This window comes from Kiloniella laminariae, from assembly GCF_027214005.1.
GTDB classification, from domain to species: Bacteria; Pseudomonadota; Alphaproteobacteria; order Kiloniellales; family Kiloniellaceae; genus Kiloniella; species Kiloniella laminariae_A.
Map to the genome: position 1 here is coordinate 812,296 of NZ_JAPWGY010000001.1, position 20,576 is coordinate 832,871.

A 20,576-nucleotide genomic window follows, 5' to 3' on the forward strand; every position below is an offset into this window, starting at 1 on the left:
TTAACTCTGTACGCTGATCCAATTAGAGCAGAGCCCGATCCGGCAGATGCAGGACCGGGCTCTGGGGTTTAGGGCATTTCTTTTGGTTGAGTTTCGGATTTTCCGAGTTTCATACGAAGACACATCTGCCCGGTGGGTTCGTGCAGGCTTTCGTTGATCTGGACGAAGCCGTAGCGGCGGTAGAAGTTGCGGCCAATGCTGTTTTCCTTGAAGACATCGACCTCCAGTTCTCCACCTTTTTCGGCAACGGCCTTGTCCATCAAAGCCTGACCATAGCCCTGTCCCTGTTGTTCTGGTGCAACAAAAAGGGCGGCGACCTCTTTCTCCATCAGAGAGACGAAGCCAACCACCTCAGCGTTTTCACCGGATACTGCTGAACCGGTAGTCGCTGAAACGGGCTGTTTTTCAATCACCCAGGTTTCGACAGCGGGCAGGTAGATTTCCCGTACATTGATCTTTTCCTGTTCAAGAGCAGGCCGGGTGAAAAAGGGATAGGCCAGCAGGCTGGCGTTGAAGAAGATGTCGGCGATTATATCTGTATCTTTGGTATCGTACTTACGGATTGTTGTGTTGATCACTGTGATCAAACCTTTTTTCTTGCGCCGGATTTTTCCATTTTCTTCCTCTGTTTCCAAGATGATCTTGGGCAAGCTGTCAAAACAGGATGCTACAAGACACGGGAAAGGAATGGTCACCGGGCGCGTTGTTAATGCTAGATGAGGTCAAGACAAAGGCTCTGTCAGCGCAGAGGCTGAAAGATAAGGCGTTTGGCTTGGTGGGATGTCCCTTTGGACACCCGGCATTAACAGGACATAAAAGCTCCGGTAAAAGGTGCCGTTACTTTTGTCGAAAGCGGCAGAAGGTGCAAGGATTATTTCCAGTTGTGTCTGTCTGGATCAGGCAAAATAGAAACAGGGTGGCGCGAAGGCCACCCTGTTTCTGTCGGTTGCCCGCATCTAAGGGCATTTTAATTCCAGGAAGGTCAGTGGGACCTTCCTGGAAAGTTGCGGGTCTTTCAACCCGGGTCGAAGACCCTAGTTTTTGAACTTCTTGATCTCGCCGGATTTGAGGCGGGACATATAGGAGTTCAGCTCGCGCTTGACGATCGGCATCAGGAAGTAGAGACCGATGATGTTGACCACAGCCATGGCAAAGATCGCGGCATCGGAGAAATCGATGACCGGACCAAGGTTGGCAGCGGCACCGATGACCACAAAGATGCAGAAGATCACCTTGAAGATGAGCTCTTTGGTCTTGCCCTCACCGAACAGGTAGGTCCAGGCCTTGAGGCCGTAGTAGGACCAGCTGATCATGGTCGAGAAGGCAAAGAGGATCACCGCCAGGGCCAGAACATAGGGGAACCAGCTGAAGGCCGAGCCGAAGGCAGCCGAGGTCAAGGCAACACCCGAGGCCCCGGTTGCGGTAACGATCTGGCCATTGTCACCCAGGATATACAGGCCCGTTGCCGGATCACTGGTCAACTGCCCGGTGATGATGATTACCAGAGCCGTCATGGTACAGATCACAACGGTATCGATGAAAGGCTCGAGCAGGGAAACCACACCTTCGGTAATCGGCTCGCTGGTCTGCACCGCAGAGTGGGCGATGGCAGCGGAGCCAACCCCGGCCTCGTTGGAGAAAGCTGCCCGCTTGAAGCCCTGGATCAGAGCCCCGACCAGACCGCCAGCAACGCCGAGCCCGGTAAAGGCGCCGTCAAAAATCTGGCCAAAAGCCCAGCCGATCTTGTCATAGTTCATCAGGATGATGATCATGGCCGCAGCAACGTACATGATGCCCATAAAAGGCACGACCTTTTCTGTGACCTGGGCGATGGATTTGATCCCGCCGACGATGACAGCAAAAACCACGCCAGCAAATATCAGGCCGGTAATCCAGCCGGGATAGGGATCAAAGATTCCGATCAGCTGGGCGTGGGCCTGGTTGGCCTGGAACATATTGCCACCGCCGAGGGCGCCGAGAATACAGAATACGGCAAAGAGCACGGCAAGGAACTTGCCGCCCGGGATGCCGCGTTCGGCAAAGCCTTTGGAAATATAGTACATCGGACCACCGGAAACGGTGCCGTCGGCATATTCGTTCCGGTATTTGACCCCGAGGGTACATTCGGTGAATTTGGAGGCCATGCCCATAAGCCCGGCGAGGATCATCCAGAAGGTGGCTCCGGGACCGCCGATACCGACTGCCACAGCCACACCGGCAATATTCCCAAGACCTACGGTACCGGAAAGGGCGGTCGCGAGGGCCTGGAAGTGACTGACTTCACCCGCGTCATTGGGGTTGGAATAGTCGCCCTTGACCAGCGAGATGGCATGGCCGACGGCGCGAAACTGGATAAAGGCAAAGTAGAGGGTGAAAACGGTGGCACCAACCACCAGCCAGAGCACGATCCAGGGAAAGGAAGTCCCGGGCAGGTTGGCAAAGATCAGGTTGACGAACCAGCCCGTTGCCAGCGAGAAAATCTCGTTGACCTTGGCATCAATGCCGCCGGCGTCCTGGGCCAGGGCGCTTTGAAGGGTTGCGAAGAAGAGAACCGGATATGCGAAAAGGGACGCCAGCAAGGGCGCCTTGATAAAGCCTGTGTTTTTCATGAGATCACCTTTAGCCGACAACGGTTACCGGGACGGATGCATGCATCACCAGATTGGCAGTGACACTGCCGAAGATACGTCTGGTAAAGCCCCCTTCGGAAGAGCGGGCAACCACAATCTGTTCCGCTTTTTCTTCCATTGCCACGGCATTGAGAATATCCGCTGCATCCCCGTGTTTGACCCGGCCTGCGGCGGTGAAACCATCGGCTTTCAGGGCATCAAGTGTGGGTTGGACCACACGTTCCATTGCGGTTTTGATTTCTTGTTCCCGCCGTTTGTGCCGGCTGGCATTTTCTTCGGGCGTCTGAAAGGAATAAGGGGACCATTCGACCACATAAACCAGTTCAATTGAACATTTCCCGATCAGTTTTGAGAGACGCTTGGCATAGGCGAGCGCTCTATCCCCGGACCCGCTGCCGTCGAGCCCCACGATAAGCTTGGTAGACATTTGACCTCCTGTTAAAGGTTTTATCTTTATGCTTAATTTATTGTTAACCGCCTTATTTCACGGGATAAGGGTGGTCTTTGCAAATGCTTTCAACTTCGCAAATGCAGCATACCGGGGGAGTTTTTGAGGTGTTTTTGAGCCAGGTGGATCCGGATTGAAAAAGATCTTTAATATAAACTTTTGAATAATAATAAATTTATTAACCTGATCATTTCGGGCACAGGATATTTGCACTGCGATAACAGGTGTTGAAAATTTATTTCAATCACAGGCTTTGTAATCGTCACAGCCGCTGTAAAAAAGCTGCGGGTAGGGTGAAGACTGCAAATTTTCCTGATAAAAACCTGTGCAACTGATCGAGCCTTTCCGATTGCCAGAGCAACCGGAGGTGCGCGTTTTCGGATATAGGTCCGGGTCTGTGATATCGGGGGGATTAAAGTCGGGAATTCGACCGCAACATATCTGGCTGGTTTTCACTGAAATCAACGCGAGCTAGATGAATTTGCAACAGAGATCTGTGAGAAACCTTGCTTGTGTGGCAGTTTTCAATCCATCCGGGGTGATTGAAAACACTGCGTTAGGCGCCCCGGCAGAAGCCCAAACCTGTTTGTGATCGAACAAGGCGGGGGCGATGAAAATCGGTATTTTGTGTTTGTGACCAATAGGGGAAACGCCGCCAATGGCAAAGCCTGTTTGCTTTCTTATTGTTTGCGGGTCTGCGCGTTTCAGAGGGCTGCCGACGACAAGAGATGCCGCAGAAATATCCACCTGCTGATCCCCGGCAACCAGAAAAAGTACCAGTTCCTGGGTCTCGGTGCACATAAAGACCAGTGATTTTACGATTTGTCCGAGTTCACATCTGCAAGCCTGTGCTGCTTGCTCTGCCGTGTGGGTGATGGAGGGCATCTCTTTGACTGCAAGTGCCAGTCCCAGCTTTGCTGCGGCGTCTTTCACTCTTTGTATGCTTCTGCTCATGACATACGTCCCCGTTGAATATTTCCCTGTTCAGTATTGTCAGGGTGATAGTCTCTACAGACAGACCCTACGGGGCCGATTTTTTGTCCTGACAAGCTTTCACGGTTACAGATTCCATGACTGGCGAAGACGCTCGCGAATATCACTCAAACGATCCGTGGGCTCGTTGGCAAATACGAAACGTAAATATTGTCCGGCCTTCGAGGCATCGCCCCATCCGGTCATCGGGGTGGCGGCAATTGCTCCCTTTTCAAAGCACAGCTTGGAAGCTTGCCCGGGAGACATGCCAAGGGCACCTGTGTTGATCAGAAGAGACCAGCCGCCGTCGGGTCGAACCAGTGGCAAATCCTGGCACTGATCCAGGATCAAGTCGCGACGGGTTTTCCATTCTGCCGTTGCCGCGATAACACCATCGTCCTTTGCTGTCAGTGCAGCATAAGCCCCCGGCATGGCAATGCCAACTTGACAGACGACATTCGTAAGGCTGACAAGGCCGATGTCCTGAATGATTGACGGCGGCCCCACTACCCAGCCAACCCGCCAGCCAATCATGCGGTATTCCTTTGATACGCTCCCCACAATCACTGTACGATCCAGCATGTCTGGCAAACCTGCGGGATTGATCGGGTTTGAGTTTGTGAAGTCCAGACGTTGCATAGCTGCGTCATGAAGCAGCCAGGCATTGTTTTTGATGACGATGTCGGTAATGGCGTTCCACTCATCTCTCGTGTGAACGATCCCGCTCGGCATCGAGGGACTCATCGTAAGAACCACTGTTGTCCGGTTACTTACTGCTTTGTACAGCGCTTCGATATCAAGCCGCCATACGTTGTTTTCGACGATCAATGGTACCAGTTTTGGTATGCCCCCTGCCAGACGAATGCGATTGAGCAATCCTGCATAGGCCGGATCCGTGATGATGACTTCATCACCGGGCTCAAGCATGGCGAGCAAGCTATTCAAAATGCCCGAAAGACCACCCGCTGAAATCACACACTGACGACGCCAATTGTATTCAGACCCCGTTTCGGTCTCCATACGTTTGCAAACGGCCTTGCGCAGATCATTGATCCCCAGAAAAGGGAGATAAGAGTTTGCGTCGTCCCGCCCGATAGAGGCTTTCGTTGCTGCAATTGCTTCTGCTGGCGGGGGAATGTCGGTGTCGAGATTCTCGAGACGCAACATTTCAGAATTCGCAGAAGCATCTGCTGCGTTTCCCATTTTATCGACGCCAATACCGGGAATATCTTTCAAGCGCGAAACACTCATATTATTGTATCCAATTATTAATATTGGATACAATAATAAAAATTGATTACATTTTGTCAAGTGGTGTATTTTGGCGGAAATAAGGATCCAGGATAAAAATTGACAGACAAAGCCCCCAAACCAACAAAGATATCGCGCAGTGGTGCTCAGGCAAATGAGATCGCCAGGCTGCTGCGCACTGACATTATTTCGGGTGAAATCCCACAAGGAGAAATACTGAGGCAGGAAAATCTGGCCCAGCGGTTCCAAACCAGTCGAATGCCCGTTCGGGATGCTTTGCGTATTCTGGAACAGGAAGGACTGGTGGATCTGCAGCCTAATCGGGGGGCGCAGGTTGCAATTCTTGATGTTGAAGGAATTCGGGAAATCTATGAAATGCGTGCCGTAGCCGAAGTTCTGGCATTACGGCATGCGATCCCGGAATTGACCAACAGCCAGATAGAAAAGGCAGAGAAAATCCGGTCCGAAGCGGAATCTGCCGGTTTGGAACAGTTCGGCGTTCTCAACAAAGCTTTCCATGAAACTCTATATGCACCATGCGCGCGCCCCCGCCTGTTGAGCCACATTTCAAGTTTGCATGACCTGGCGGATCGATACCTTCGTATTGCTGCTATCGAACTTGATTACATCGACCGATCCAACCAGGAACATTGTCAACTGCTTGCTGCATGTAATGCCCGCGATACGTTGAAGGCCTGCAAGCTGCTTGATCAGCACATCATTTCGGCGGGTGAAAAGTTGTTCACAAGACTGAAAGAGGCTTCAACACGGTGATTCCGGTAATATTTTCATCGATTGGCCCTGTTGCCGGACACGGTCGCTTAAAGTGATGCTCCCTTAAACCGAAGCCCGCTTAAAACGAAGATCAAGTGTATGGGGGTATTCGGGATTTTTCTCTTCTGACGGCACGGCAATCTTGCCAGCAGTGTGCCCCAGGGCTTCAAAGCGCGAGAGCTTGCGTCCTTCTGCTTCGTTTTCATTGACCGGGAAGCTGTCATAGCTGCGGCCACCGGGATGGGCGACGTGATAGGTACAGCCGCCAAGCGAGCGCTGGTGCAGGCAATCAATGATATCGAAAACCAGGGGGGCATTGACTGGCAGTTGCGGGTGCAGGCTGGAGGGTTGTGACCAGGCCTTGAAACGTACACCACCAACCTGGGTGCCGCTTTCGTTGGTTGGGGAAAGGGGAACTTTCCGTCCATTACAGGTGACGATATGACGCCCTTCGATCAGGCCTGTGGCTGTGACCTGAAGCCGTTCGACCGTGGCATCAACCGAGCGGCTGACGCCACCACCCGCAGGTTCTTCGCCCATAACCGGCCAGGGTTCGAGGGCCGTCGCGAGAGAGAGCTGGACGTCACCGATCCGGGTACTGCCGCATTCGGGAAAACGAAAGGCAAAAAACGGGGTGAACCAGTCGGCGGAGAAATCAAAGCCCCCTGTCTTGAGGGTGGCCAGAACATCGTTAAAGTCTTCGCGGATGTAATGGGGCAGCATGTATTTATCGTGCAGGCGGGTCCCCCAGCGGACCAGAGGGTTGCGATAGGGCTGCTTCCAGAAGAGAGCAATCGCGGCACGCAACAGGAGGTTCTGGACCAGGCTCATTTGCGGGTGTGGTGGCATTTCAAAGCCACGCATTTCCAGCAGCCCCAGACGACCCCGGTCACTATCGGGGCTATAGAGTTTGTCGATACAGAATTCAGCCCGATGGGTGTTGCCAGTCAGATCAACCAGAAGATTGCGCAACAGGCGATCGACCCGCCAGGGTGAAATGTCACCTTTTTCCGGAATTTGCTCAAAAGCGACTTCGAGTTCATAGAGGCTGTCGTGGCGGGCTTCGTCGATCCGGGGCGCCTGACTGGTCGGGCCGATATACAGCCCGGCAAAGAGATAGGAGAGCGAGGGATGGTTCTGCCAGAAGCTGATCAGCGAACGCAGCAGATCCGGGCGGCGCAAAAAGGGGCTGTCTTCGGGTTTGGCCGCGCCCATGACCACGTGATTGCCGCCGCCTGTGCCGACCCGGCGGCCATCAAGGCTGAACTTTTCGGCAGACAGACGCGCCAGTCGTGCCTCGCGGTAGACGGTCGAGGTGATGTGCTTGAGCTCTTCCCAGTCTGCGGCAGGCTGAACATTGATTTCAATCACACCCGGGTCCGGGGTGACAGAGAAATGCGACAGCCGGGCATCCGCAGGCGGGGTGTAGCCTTCAAGAACCACCGCGATTTTGTTTCGGGCCGCGATGGTTTCGATGGCGGCAATCAGTTCCAGAAAATGTTCGAGCCAGGCCACGGGGGGCAGGAACAGATGCAAGACAGCGTTCCGGACTTCTGCACAAAGCGCGGTACGGATTAGGCCGTTCGGGTCTTTGGCAAAGGACTTGTCATCTGTTTTGGTGCCTCTGGCGACAGTTTTTGTTATCTCCGGGTGTGAGATCAGCGGTTCTGTGGCTTCAAAGGGGCTGCGTTCCGGGCAGATTTCGTCTTTGGCTTCGTCCGGGAAGGGCAGGCTGGCCAGGGGCAGGCGCAGACCGACGGGAGAGTCTCCGGCCAGCAGGACAAGATGGGGGCTTTTGAACTGCCATCTGTTGCTGATCCAGCGTTTGCGCCGATGGGAATAATGCAGGGGCAGGACATAGCCTGACGGTGCATTGAGATCCCGTTCCATCAAGGACTGCAGACGTTCGCGTTCGGCCTTTTCAAAAACATTGGCCTCCATCATTTCATCCTGCAGCGGCAGTTTGCGTTCTTTCCACAGATAATAGGGGGTGTCTTCGCGGGTCGGCAGGACATAATCGGCTGGAATAGCCAGGATTTCAGCCAGCTGGCCGAGAAAGCTTTTTGCTGTATCCTGATCGTGTTTTTGTGGCTTGTCGGGATCGGCAAGCAGACTTTTGTCCTGCCAGACAACCCCGCCGTCCCGCCGCCAGAAACAGGGCAGAGCCCAGCGCGGCAGGATCTCCCCAGGATACCATTTGCCCTGGGTGAACATCGGCAAGCCGCCGGGGGCAAAGTGCGCACTCAGGCGGGCAAAGACATCCTTGCCAAGCTGTTTTTTATTGCTGCCAAGCGCCGAATAGTGCCAGACGTCGTGTTCGCGGTCATCAAGCGAGACAAAGGTCGGTTCGCCGCCTGTGGTCAGGCGAACATCCTGTTTTTCCAGTTTTTTATCGATCTTCTTGCCAAGCGCATCAATGGCCTGCCACTGATCGTCGGAATAGGGTCTGGTCACCCGGGGGGATTCGACAATACGGGTGACCGCCATATCGTGTTCAAGAGTGGCCTTGACACTATCGCCCAGGGTTCCGGTTACAGGTGCGGCGCTGGAGGGATTGGGTGTGCAGCAAAGCGGAATGTGTCCTTCCCCGACAAAGAGACCCGATGTCGGGTCCAGCCCGACCCAACCTGCGCCGGGCAGATAGACTTCGGTCCAGGCGTGCAGGTCGGTAAAATCGACCTCGGTGCCAGAGGGGCCATCGAGGGATTTGACATCAGCAGCGAGCTGGATCAGATAGCCTGAGGCAAAACGGGTCGCCAGACCAAGGTGGCGTAAAGCCTGACAGAGGAACCAGGCCATATCGCGACAGGAGCCACTGCCCAGCTTCAAGGTTTCGCTGCAGCTCTGGATACCGGGTTCCATGCGCACGACATACTGTAAGGTGGTGTTGAGCTTTTGGTTGATGGCAACGAGGAAGTCGATAATACCCTGGGAATGGCGGTCACTTTCTTCAATCCATCCCAAGAGCGCGGGATCTCTTTCCTTGATTTCGAGATAGGGGGCGAGTTCCTCCTTCAGATGCGGATCGTAAGTAAAGGGGAAGTCCCTGGCGTAATCCTCGAGGAAAAAATCAAAGGGGTTGAAGACCCTGATTTCGCTGAGAAGATCGACCTCGATTTTGAATTCGGTCACCTTTTCCGGAAATACAATCCTTGCTAGAAAATTACCGAAAGGATCCTGTTGCCAATTTATAAAGTGTTGTTTTGGTTCAATGTTCAGAGAATAAGACTGAATGTTTGATCTGACATGAGGCGCCGGACGCAGGCGGATGGTCTGCATACCAAGGGTGACAGGTTTGTCATAGCGGTAATGAGTAACGTGGTGCAGGGCAACGACTATACTCATGGCAAGATAAACCTTTAAAATTAAATGTCTTTTGAAATTCACCTTAATCTATTATCATAGACTTGGCACTAATTTTAATGGCCAGACTTTATTTGAGGAGTTCCTGTTGTTCACACTCCCGCCGCTTCTCAGCGACATTTTGGCAATCAGTTTTGATGGCCGTGGATCACCTTCGATCAATATAAATTTGCCCAATCAGGACGGTGATAGTACTTCGCATGGCTGGGGTTTTGGCTGGTACCCGGATGACCATAAGTCCTCCATGGTTGCAAAGGACCCGGCTGCACGTGGCAATCAGGTGCTGGTAGATGCAATTACAGAGTGGTCAAACTTCCGTTCTACGGTGTTCTTTTCCAAAATTCATGGGGCGAGTAAAGGCTACAGTCACCGGGAAACCCAGCCGTTTTCCCGCAGTTTTGCCGGTCGAGACTGGTTGTTTATGCACAACGGTCATCTGGATAAAGCCAAGTTAGCCGAGCTTCACGGTGAGCAGTCGCGGCTGTTGGAGCCGTTGGGCAGCACTGATTCAGAACTGGCTTTTTGCGATATCCTGGCGCAGTTGCAACGTGGCAATGCCCGGAGGATTTCTGATGTGGACCCCACTGTTTTACACGGATGGTTCCTGCGGTTTGATGGTATCGGCAGTTCGGATATGTACATTACCGATGGGGACAGTATTGCCTGTTTCCACGGTTCGCTGTCGCCCAAGCCGCTGTGTTATACGCGTATTCAGCCACCCGACAACAGGGACAGCTATGTTTCCCCCGCGGCAGAAGTGATCCTGAACGATCCAAGGGATACCTATCGCACAGCGCTGGTGGTCAGTTCCTCGCCCTTTACCAATGGGGCCTGGGTGGATATGCAGCCAGGACAGATGATTGTTATCCGTCGCGGCAGTGTGATCTGGGACAGTGCACCAGTGGCCAATCCGGCGATTCAGAAGTTTGCCGCGCCAACACAGCACTCGCAGCCACAGCAAAAAAACAAACCCGGCACAGGTTCCATGGCTGCTGTAGGTGGAGAGCAAGCGCAGGAACATGTCACAAACGTGCGGACCAAAACCCGGACAGATGATGGAATGCCGCTGGGATACCGTCTGTTCGAAGTAAAACACTCAACGCATTATGAATATACGGACCCGGTGGAACATTCGACGCACTTTTTCCGGCTGCAGCCCACCGATGATCCGGTACAGGAAGTGGTCCAGTCGCGGATATCGATCTCGTCTCCGGCTGAGAAAATCCAGTTCGAGGATGTTTTTGGCAACCAGTCGCTGCACTGTATTATCAATACGGCCTATAACAAGCTTACAGTTGAGTCAGTCAGCCGGGTCAAGATTTTTGCCCGCCCGCCGGATGATCATGGCCTGTCGCGGCGCCAGACGACCATTCCCATGGTCTGGATGCCCTGGCAACGGCAGATGATGATGCCCTATCTGCTGCCGTCCGAATTGCCGGAATCCCAGCTGACCGAGATGACCGAATATGCCATGAGCTTTGTCGAGCGTAATGATTATCATCTGCTCAGAACGCTCGAGGATATGAATGTCAGTATCTATCGCGATTATAAATATGTTCCGGGAACGACCTCACTCAACACCACACCTTTTGAGGTTTATACGTCACGCCAGGGGGTCTGCCAGGATTTTGCCAACCTCTTTATCTGTCTGGCACGCTTGCTGAATATCCCTGCAAGGTACCGTATGGGTTATATCTATACAGGCGCAAACTATGCCAACAAAATCCAGTCTGATGCGTCCCATGCCTGGGCCGAGATCTATCTGCCGTTTGTCGGCTGGCGCGGGTTTGATCCGACCAATGGCTGTGCCGTAACCCAGGATCATATCCGCGTGGCCTGCGGGCGCAATTACCGCGATGCGACCCCGACTTCCGGCACGATCTACAAGGGAGGAGGGGGGCTGGAGACTCTCAAGGTTGATGTGAAGATGGAGGAAATCCATGAAGAATAATCTTGTAAGAGTAACAGCCTGTTCGCGTGAAAGTAATCTTTCTTCCCCCACCATCTAGTTCAGGAACGACAGGACTCTGGCGCTGTTCAAGCAGTGTTTCCGGACGACATACAGACTCATTATGAAACAGAAATAAAGGAGTAGGCAGTGAATTTTGCAGGGTACGATACCCAGGGATTTTATGATGAATTGTTCGAGGCTGATGGAAAGCCCCGGAAAGAGGCTTTGCCCCTGATCAAACGGATCAACGCCTTGTCATCGAAAGACCTGCGACGACGGCAAAAAGCTGCTGAACATGCCCTGCATCAACAAGGTATTACCTTTAGCGTATACGGAGATAAAAAAGGCACGGAAAAGATCATGCCTTTTGATATTCTGCCGCGCATTGTCACCGCCAAGGAATGGGACGTTCTGGAAAAGGGACTGAAACAGCGTATCCGGGCGCTGAACCTTTTTATTGATGATGTCTATAACGAGCAGAAAATTCTCAAGGACGGGGTTGTTCCCGAAGATCTGGTTCTGTCTTCGGAATGTTATCTGTCCCAGTGCAAGGGATTGTCTCCGCCAAAGAAGATCTGGATCCATATTACAGGCACGGATCTGGTGCGTGCGGGCGATGGTGAATTCTATGTCCTTGAGGACAATCTGCGCTGCCCCTCGGGTATTTCCTATGTGCTGCAAAACCGGACCATACAAAAGCGGACGCTGCCGATTGTGTTCCAGGCCATGCGGACCCGCCCGGTTTCTGACTATGGGGATCACCTGTATGAAACGCTGCGCCATATCGCCCCCGAAGGGGTGGAAAATCCGAATGTGATCGTTCTGACACCGGGGATCTATAACTCGGCCTATTACGAGCATTCCTTCCTGGCCCAGCAGATGGGGGTGCCGCTGGCGCAGGGATCTGATCTGACCATCATTGACGGTCATGTGATGCTGCGGACCACCCGCGGTTTTGAAAAGGTTGATGTGATCTATCGCCGGATCGACGACGACTTTCTGGACCCGGAAGTCTTCAATAAAGATTCAATGCTGGGTGTGCCCGGCATTATGGAATGTTTTCGCAAAGGCACGGTTGCGCTGGCCAATGCGCCGGGCACGGGAATTGCGGATGACAAGGCGATTTATGCCTATGTACCCCAGATCATCAAATATTATCTTGATGAAGAGCCGGTTATCAAAAATGTCCCGACCTATATCTGCGAAGATAAAAAAGACCGGGAATATGTTCTGGCCAATCTGGAAAAGCTGGTGGTCAAGGCGGTCAATCTTTCCGGTGGTTATGGCATGCTGATCGGACCGGTTTCGACCGCTGCCGAGCGCAAGGAATTTGCAGCAAAGATCACTGCAGCTCCGCGTGATTACATTGCGCAGCCGACGCTGGCCCTTTCGCGCACCCCGACGATTGTCGGGGACAATATCGAAGGGCGGCATGTAGATTTTCGCCCCTATATTCTTTACGGAAAATCCATTTTTGTCTTGCCGGGTGGCCTGACGCGGGTTGCCTTGACCAAGGGATCACTTGTGGTCAATTCCTCGCAGGGCGGGGGCAGTAAAGATACCTGGGTTCTGGGGGATACCCCCATAGGGATGGAGGCTGATCTCGATGCTTAGTCGTGTTGCCAACTCCATCTACTGGATGAGCCGTTATCTGGAACGCGCCGATAATGTCGCGCGTTTCATCGACGTCAATGCCCGCCTGATCCTTGATATGGGCTGGGAACGCGAGAGCGCACAGTGGGACCCTCTGGTCCTTGCCTCGGGTGATGAAGCCGATTTTAAAGCCCGCTATTCCGAATACAGTGAAAAGCAGGTTGTGCACTTTCTTACCTTTGACGAGAAAAACCCGAATTCGATAATCAGCTGTATTAATTCCGCGCGTGAAAATGCCCGGACGGTGCGCGAGATTATCTCTTCGGAAATGTGGGAGGCGATCAACACGCTCTATCACCTAGTTGATAAACATAGCCGCAAACGCAAGGTGGATGACCTGCAGAGCTTTTTTATCTCGGTGAACCACACCAACCACCTGTTTGCCGGGATGATGGAAAACACCATGTCGCACGGCGAGGGCTGGCACTTTGCCCGGGCGGGTAAAATGCTGGAACGGGCAGACAAGACAGCGCGAATGCTGGATGTGAAGTATTTTCTGCTGCTGCCCAATCCGGATTATTTTGACTCGCCCTATGATACAGTCGAATGGGGCGCGGTGCTCAAATCGGTCAGCGGCTTCGAGGTCTATCGCAAACGTTATCACCGGGCCAATTATCGCCATGTCACCCAGTTTCTGGTGCTGGATGAACATTTTGCCCGCTCGATCCGCTATTGTGTGCGTACGGCAGCCCGTTCTGTCGCCGATATCAGCAAAATGCTGGAGATCACGGTGCCGGTAAATGACGAGTTCGCCCGGCTGGAGAAAATGCTGGACGAGGCTGATCTGGATACCATCCTGTCAAAGGGGTTACATGAATTTGTCGATGCTTTTCAGTTCAACCTGAATGTGATCGACCAGTCGCTCTACAAGTCGTTTTTTGCCCTTGAAAGAGACTAGGTCACAGGAGTAATCACAAAAATAATCGTCCCGGAACGATCCCGTGGATTATCAGGTCCACGGGAGACTTTTCTGTCGTTTGTACTGTTACAGAAAGTGGTTTGAAGCAGCAGGCGTCCGAGATCGGTCCGGCTGGTATTCGCAATTCCGGAATTCCTATACCATATTTACGAATTGCGCCGGACGATGATTGCCGTAAACCTTGCCGCGTCAATTTCCGGTGTCAAGGTCCCAGCCAAAATGATCGTCAGAGAAAAACCCAATGCCTTCAAGCTGTTCTTCTTGCTGAGAGGGTCTGTTGTTCCCTCGATAGCACCGCAAATTATCTTTGCCGGCCTGATGGGGTTTCTGGTCTATCTGGCAGACGAATATTTTCCGGACCAGGTTCCGAACCTGACGGCGACGCCTTTTGTGTTGTTGGGGGTTACCCTGTCGATTTTTCTGGGCTTTAGAAACAGCGCTTCTTACGAACGCTGGTGGGAAGCGCGGAAGCTCTGGGGACAGCTGATTATCGACACCCGTTCTATTGCCCGACAGGCCCAGACCTATATCTGGGATCAGGGGGGCGACGTGATGTCTGTGGATGAGAAATATTCGAGAGAGCAGGAGATCAAAACGCATCAGCGCAAGATCACCCTGCTTTGTACGGGGTTTTCCCATGCGCTGCGTCATCAGTTGCGGGGGACCGATTGCCGCGATGATGTTGCGTCGTTTTTATCAGAGTATGAGCGGGAGCGGCTTGGAGCCGTCCGCCATATACCGAATTTTTTCCTGAACCTGTTAGGCGGGGAAATCAGCCAGATTTTGCAAAAACAGTTCATCGGGGAAGTTTCTGCACGCAATCTTGAAGAGCGGATAACCTCTCTGTCTTCTGTGCTTGCCGCTTGTGAACGTATCCATAATACGCCTTTGCCCTTTGCCTATAACCTGCTGCTCAACCGAACGGCCTATATCTATTGTTTCACGCTGCCCCTGGGGCTTTTCACGTCTCTCGGGGCGATGACGCCGCTGATCACCGCACTGATCGCCTACACCTTCTTTGGGCTTGAGGCGTTGGGGGAAGAACTGGAAGATCCTTTTGGCACCTCGGCCCATGATCTGGCCCTGAGCACCATGTCGCGTACCATCGAGATCAATCTGCTGGAAACCCTGAACGAAGCCGAGTTACCCGAACCGATCCAGGCTGACCGTTATTATTTTCCCTGAAAAGTCCCTGTGGGAACAGGGCGCTGCCGGGCGAGACAATTCCTGGATGATCTCTGCTGTCTTGTCCCTCCAGTGCTCAGGGCTTTCTGCGCGGATGGCTGCAGATTTACCCGTTACAGACAAGCTGTCGCTTCTGGGGTAGTATCGTTTTGACCAGAGAAAGCGAGAGAGATGCAGGATCGGTATGGAAATGTTTTGTCCACAGCTTCCGAAGCGGCGCGTGATGCCTATGTTCTGGGGCTGGACAGGTTTCTAGGGGCGGAACCCGCTGTTGAAGAGGCCCTTTCCCTTGCAATCCGCGAGGACGAGGGTTTTGTCCTCGCGCATCTGGCTTTGGCGCGGTATTGCCAGGTAATCGGAAACCGTGCCGGAGCCAAAAGTTCCCTTTTAAATGCCCAGAAAATCCGCAGGAGTTTGACCGAGAGGGAGAGAGGGCAGCTCGAGATTATATCCCTTTTGATCGCAGGCAAGAGCAATGCCGGATATCAGGCGGCACGGGTCCAGTTACAGAATTATCCCCGCGATGTGCTTGTTGCACAGGCCTGTCTTGGTGTTTTGAGTCTGATCGGACTCAGCGGCGAACCGGGGCGGGAGGCAGACAATCTTGCGCTGGCAGAGATACTGGAGCCGCACTATGGGGATGACTGGTGGTTACAGGGGCTTTTGGGTTTTGCCCAGGTCGAAGTCGGCCAGTTTGACCGGGCTGAAAAGAGCATCAGCAAATCTTTGCAGGCCAACCCGAGAAACGCGCACGGAGCGCATTTTCAATCCCATCTCTACTATGAAACCGGGCAGACCGAGGCAGGTTACAGCTTCATCACGGAATGGCAGCGCGGCTATGCCAAAGAGGGACAGATGCATTGCCATATCGCCTGGCACATTGCCCTCTGGGCACTGGCACGGGGCGATATCGAGGAAATGTGGCGGGTGGTTGATCGAGATATTGATCCCAGAGGGGCCTGGGGGCCACCCCTGAACGTGATGGTCGATCTGGCTGCGGTGCTCTATCGGGCAGAAATGGCAGGGGTCACGATTTCTCCCGCACGTTGGCAGGTGGTCTGTGACTATGCCGCCGAGAAATTTCCCAAACCGGGATTTGGCTTTGTCGATGTTCACGCGGCTCTGGCTTATGCGATGGCGGGGCAATCCGAAGCCCTGGAACGTATTATCAGGGATGCCAGAGGCCCGGCGGCAGAGCTGGTGCGTTATCTGGCCGAAGCGTTTGGGGCGATCGCATCCCGGAACTGGTCCAGAGCCAATGATCTTCTGACCAAGGCGCTTTGGGATCACGCCCGGATCGGGGGCAGTCGGGCGCAACGTGATCTGATCGAATATGCATCCGTAGCAGTATTGATGCGGCTGGGCCGTCACGATGAGGCACGCCGACAGCTTGTTATGCACCGGCCAAGAACCGCGATGGAAAATGCAGTGGTGGTAACGTAGACCCGGGTCATCGACCTGTCTGAAAAGCATAATGGCAAGGATGCACGGCTTTTCAAATGATCAGATCCCGAGAAGGTCATGGAGAAGATCACGGGAACGAAAAACAGCAAGAAGTGATTGTTCAGATTTTTTTTGAACCTTTCCCTGATCACCTGCGACAGAAGCTGTAACGACAGTGTTTTGCTGTCTGCATACTTTTAGAAGATCAGGGGAAGAGACATGAAAAAAATTGCAACGGTATTATTGAGTGCCAGTGTTCTGGGAAGTGTCAGCGTTCTGGCGCTGGGTATATCTGCAGCGCAGGCAGCAAGCGGCACATCGGAATATGTTCTGGATGTGGATCTGAACCTCGGGGCCGGAAATGCACAGAACCCGATTATTGTCCGCAATATCTCGAACAACAAACATGTCAGCAATGTCAACCTGAAGACCCAGGGAACCCAGCTGGTGATCCCGGCGACAGGTCTGGTTCAGTGTGCCGATAAACAAAGTGTCGATTACGACAAATCCAGAATTTATTTTGGCGCTATCGGTATGGGCGGGCTGGATAACATCAACGACAGTGGTGCTTTGCACCAGAGCACGTTCCATCCTTCGACCAAAACACGGATCGGTCTGGGTAAATGGATTACCGAAGCCGGAGGCAGCGACAGCTATAGCGTTCCGCTGGACCAGATCAAAAACGGACATCCGGCCGTTCGTGTCGACCCCGTGGCCGAAATCAATAAAAAGCTGCAGGCGCATTTGCAGGGCGGTGGCAAAGCGGTCGATTTTTACAAGGCCAACCAGACGGTGAGCGTTTCACGGACTGTTTCGCTGGCAGGCTGGTGTGAGAAAAATGGCCTGTCCAAAGCAGGATTTGAAACCCAGACCTATCAGATAAGCATTCGCTATGAAGGTGACAGCGAGGTTTATGACCAGGCCAAAATCAAACAGGGGCTGGTCCAGAACAATCAGCAGATCAACCACGGCCTGCCCTTTATGCTGAGCAGCGCGACTTTCCAGCCCAACATGCCGCACTTTATCGGCAAATGTGTGCCGGACGACAACCCGAAGATCCGGGTCAATTTCAATGGTAATGGCAAGGGCGTGGTTGATTTTATCATCGAAGACAATGGCAGTCCGGTCTATAGCACTGCCGGTGTGCTGTATGATTCCAAAAATGGTGATCAGTCATTTGATTTCTATTATCCGCTGAAACTCAAAATGTCTCAAAAACATGACTGGAAGACCATCAACAAGACGTTTGAGCACGGTTTGACGGTCAAGGCGCGTTTCAAGGACCAGAAGGATATCAACACCAATAACTGGAGCAGCTGGAAAGACTTTGGTGCGGCCACCTGGAAGCACCGTTGCACCCCGCAGGTGGCTGTCACTTCAGGACAGAACGGTATTGGCTACCAAGGCCAGCAAGACCCGACCAACCCTGCGGTGAAACCGTTGCGCAAACCACAGCCTGCACCGCTGGTGATCGACCAGATCCAGGCACAGCCGGCAAAACCGAAACGTCAACAGGTTCAGGCCCCGGAATAAACCGGCTTCCGGAAACCGGTAAAGCAGGTAACAGGGCTGAAGTTTCATCAGTCCTGTTACCTTTTTTCGACGGCTGCAACGTGACATCCAACGGCGAGATGTTGGCGGGATGGCAAGGGTTGTTTGCCCCACGATACAGGCCTGGAGTGGATTGCGCTGGTAATTCGGGCTGCTTTCTTGAATACTGTGAGAAGGGGGAGCGCAGGTGATAATATTTTCCTGTTATAGAAAAACCGACAGCAGTCATTTGAAGCAGCTGAACGGTTTCCTGAAAAATCGGGATTGTGTTTTTACTTCGGGAAGGGTGCCGGGGTGATGACAGGGAATCTCTATATTGTCAGACCATTTGTTTTGCAGCTGATTCAGCGTGCGGGCAGATGCATTTTTTGTATCATTTTTTCCTTTTTACTTGCCAGTACTGCACGGGCGGAATGGGTGGCAAACTTTGTCCCGCCAGAAGAACCGGGTGCCGGGTTGCGTATCGATCTGCCCGAAGATCTGGATATTCTGACCCTGACCACGCTGGCGGTTGAACTTGACGGCATTGATATCACGGCCCTGCTGTCGCTTGATGATACGGATTTTATCTATACCCCGGTTGAACCGCTGGGTGGTGGTGAACATCTGCTCAGACTGGTCATTCTCAACGGCGATGGCACAACCACCGAAAAGAACCGCTGGGTTTTTCAGGTTGAAGGCGGCGTTCCGTCAGGCGCGGTCAGCGCGACAAACGCCCCGTCCGAACAAGAACAGATCGCCCAGGCCGAAGAACTGCTGCGCTCGGCCTCTTTCCGGGCCGATACCCTGACCGAGTTCAGCAGCCGGGTCATGCAACAGAATATCGGCCATGACACCAACCGCAACATCCTGTCTGGCAGTGGCGATGGCAATGCGGCTTTTGCCTCGGAAAACTGGGACATCCGGGCCCATGCCAACTATCTGGTCCAGAGCGATGTCGACCAGTCCCTGACCGGGCACCCGGCGGACATCGGTGAATATGATATCACCGCCGACTTTACCGGGGACAGCATGAAGGGCGGTATGACCCTTGGTCATCATGATATCGGTCTGGACAATCAACTGGTTTCCAGTTTTTACCGTCGGGGCAGTTCTGTGCGTCTGGGGACGCGGGATGAACGTTTCGAGGCCCAGGGTTTTGCCTTTGGCACCAGTTCGGTTGCCGGGGCCAGTGACTTTACCGGATTGAATGACAGCGATGACCGGATCAAGGGGCTAACCGCCTCGGTCAAGCCCTTTTCGGATGGGGTTGATGACATCGATGCCCTGAAAATCACCGGACTTTATTACGATGGAACGGGCGACGGCGGCGGTATCGGACTTGAGGAAGAAGGGGGCGACCCTGGTTCCTCCTCAACCGGATCTGGCTGGGGGCTGGTGCTGGAAAAGAGTTTTGATCAGCAGCGTACCCGGTTGCGCGGGGAATATGCCCATGCGCTGTTTGATCAGGATGGCTCGGGAGGAGAGGCGCCAAAGGATGGCAGTGATGCGATTTCCCTCTCCGCCGATCATCGCCTGTTTGAGCAAGGGCCTGTTGTCTTTGATGATGTGCTCGAGATTGATGTGGGGGTGGGCTATGACCGGGTGGAGACGTTTTTTGCCAGTCTGGCCAATCCGGGACTGATCGGGGACCGTGAAGCCTACAGTGCCTATAGCAACATCTATTGGGGAGCCTTGTCAGGCAATGTCTATCTGCTGGATGAAACCAACAACGTTGATGATCTGGCCTCGACCCCGACCGATCGCCTGCAAAGTCTTGACGCCAGCCTGAATTACAGCTTTGACCCGCAGACAGGGGCGATGGAATGGCTTGGTACTCCCTATGTCGGGCTGTCCGGCTTTGTCGCCCTGCTGGACCGGGAAAAAACGCCGGATGGCTATGATGGACCGGATACCGACAGCCTGTCGAAATCACTGACCTTTACCGTCGGCTCCAGCTATACTGACTGGTACTGGTCAGCGTCACAGAGCTATGCCCGCTTTGACGATGATACAAATGAAACCAGTGATACGGTTAATCATCTGAGCGGGATCAATGCAGGCTGGAGCGTATCAGACCGGCTGGATATCTATGGCGGAACACAGTTCGGGGTTTTCGAGGAGGAAGACAGTGACAAGCTCAGCTATAACACCAACCTGTCACTGGGTGTCTCGGCAGAGCTGGTACCCGAAAAACTTGACCTGAATCTTGATTATAATTTGAACCTTGCGAACGGCAGTGGCGACACACCTGATAGCCACATCGTCAATAGCGAGGTTGAATGGACCTTCCTTCAACCACGCAGTAATCGTCCGGGACTGGCTCTGGCGGCCCGTGGTTCGATGGAGGAAACTAATGGAAGCACAGATAGTACAGAAAATGAAACAGATTATCAGGTCTATATGCTCTTGCGGGTCAAGGCCCCCTTTGCGTTTGGTTACTAGAGCCCTTGCAGC

General features: G+C 53.3%; 14 protein-coding genes. 8 read left to right on the plus strand and 6 right to left on the minus strand.

Translation table 11 applies throughout. From position 1 onward, the window contains the following. Positions 1-68: 68 nt before the first annotated feature. The 5 genes from O4H49_RS03810 to O4H49_RS03830 form a co-directional block, all read right to left on the minus strand. Positions 69-635: a GNAT family N-acetyltransferase gene (locus tag O4H49_RS03810; RefSeq protein ID WP_269422090.1), complete on the minus strand. Its 567-nt coding sequence runs from the start codon at positions 633-635 to the stop codon at positions 69-71. 399 nt (positions 636-1,034) lie between these two features. Next, entirely contained in the window at positions 1,035-2,609 is a 1,575-nt protein-coding gene (locus tag O4H49_RS03815; protein ID WP_269422091.1) for an alanine/glycine:cation symporter family protein, read from the minus strand. 10 nt (positions 2,610-2,619) lie between these two features. Then, positions 2,620-3,057, minus strand: a complete 438-nt coding sequence (locus O4H49_RS03820; protein WP_269422092.1) for a universal stress protein — start codon at positions 3,055-3,057, stop codon at positions 2,620-2,622. 492 nt (positions 3,058-3,549) lie between these two features. Continuing rightward, the gene (locus O4H49_RS03825) at positions 3,550-4,032 is read right to left on the minus strand and encodes a YbaK/EbsC family protein (protein WP_269422093.1); all 483 of its coding nucleotides are present in this window, start codon (positions 4,030-4,032) and stop codon (positions 3,550-3,552) included. Between the two features lie 105 nt (positions 4,033-4,137). Further along, entirely contained in the window at positions 4,138-5,301 is a 1,164-nt protein-coding gene (locus O4H49_RS03830) for a pyridoxal phosphate-dependent aminotransferase (RefSeq protein WP_269422094.1), read from the minus strand. Between the two features lie 99 nt (positions 5,302-5,400). Here O4H49_RS03830 and O4H49_RS03835 point away from each other — a divergent pair, with 99 nt between their 5' ends. Continuing rightward, complete coding sequence (locus O4H49_RS03835) at positions 5,401-6,075, plus strand: GntR family transcriptional regulator (RefSeq protein ID WP_269422095.1); 675 nt, start codon at positions 5,401-5,403, stop codon at positions 6,073-6,075. Between the two features lie 63 nt (positions 6,076-6,138). Here the strand turns inward: O4H49_RS03835 and O4H49_RS03840 are convergent, their stop codons facing one another. Next, positions 6,139-9,420, minus strand: coding sequence for a DUF2126 domain-containing protein (locus O4H49_RS03840; protein WP_269422096.1), 3,282 nt, complete (start codon positions 9,418-9,420; stop codon positions 6,139-6,141). 106 nt (positions 9,421-9,526) lie between these two features. On the opposite strand from O4H49_RS03840, the gene O4H49_RS03845 reads away from it, so the two are divergent. The 7 genes from O4H49_RS03845 to O4H49_RS03875 all read left to right on the plus strand — a co-directional run bounded on the left by O4H49_RS03845 (position 9,527) and on the right by O4H49_RS03875 (position 20,564). Continuing rightward, positions 9,527-11,389 (plus strand): class II glutamine amidotransferase, encoded by a 1,863-nt coding sequence (locus O4H49_RS03845; RefSeq protein ID WP_269422097.1) that lies wholly within the window; start codon positions 9,527-9,529, stop codon positions 11,387-11,389. A gap of 147 nt (positions 11,390-11,536) precedes the next feature. Next, positions 11,537-13,003 (plus strand): circularly permuted type 2 ATP-grasp protein, encoded by a 1,467-nt coding sequence (locus O4H49_RS03850; protein ID WP_269422098.1) that lies wholly within the window; start codon positions 11,537-11,539, stop codon positions 13,001-13,003. Further along, the gene (locus O4H49_RS03855) at positions 12,996-13,940 is read left to right on the plus strand and encodes an alpha-E domain-containing protein (RefSeq protein ID WP_269422099.1); all 945 of its coding nucleotides are present in this window, start codon (positions 12,996-12,998) and stop codon (positions 13,938-13,940) included. Before O4H49_RS03850 ends, O4H49_RS03855 begins: the two co-directional genes overlap by 8 nt. Before the next feature lie 186 nt (positions 13,941-14,126). Then, a complete protein-coding gene (locus tag O4H49_RS03860) occupies positions 14,127-15,146 on the plus strand; it encodes a bestrophin family protein (protein ID WP_269422100.1) in 1,020 nt (339 codons plus the stop codon). Between the two features lie 195 nt (positions 15,147-15,341). Further along, entirely contained in the window at positions 15,342-16,589 is a 1,248-nt protein-coding gene (locus O4H49_RS03865; protein WP_269422101.1) for a tetratricopeptide repeat protein, read from the plus strand. A 219-nt stretch (positions 16,590-16,808) separates the two neighbouring features. Next, on the plus strand, positions 16,809-18,122 hold the full coding sequence (locus tag O4H49_RS03870; protein ID WP_269422102.1) for a hypothetical protein: 1,314 nt from the start codon (positions 16,809-16,811) through the stop codon (positions 18,120-18,122). Between the two features lie 435 nt (positions 18,123-18,557). Then, a complete protein-coding gene (locus tag O4H49_RS03875; protein WP_269422103.1) occupies positions 18,558-20,564 on the plus strand; it encodes a hypothetical protein in 2,007 nt (668 codons plus the stop codon). Positions 20,565-20,576 lie beyond the last annotated feature (12 nt).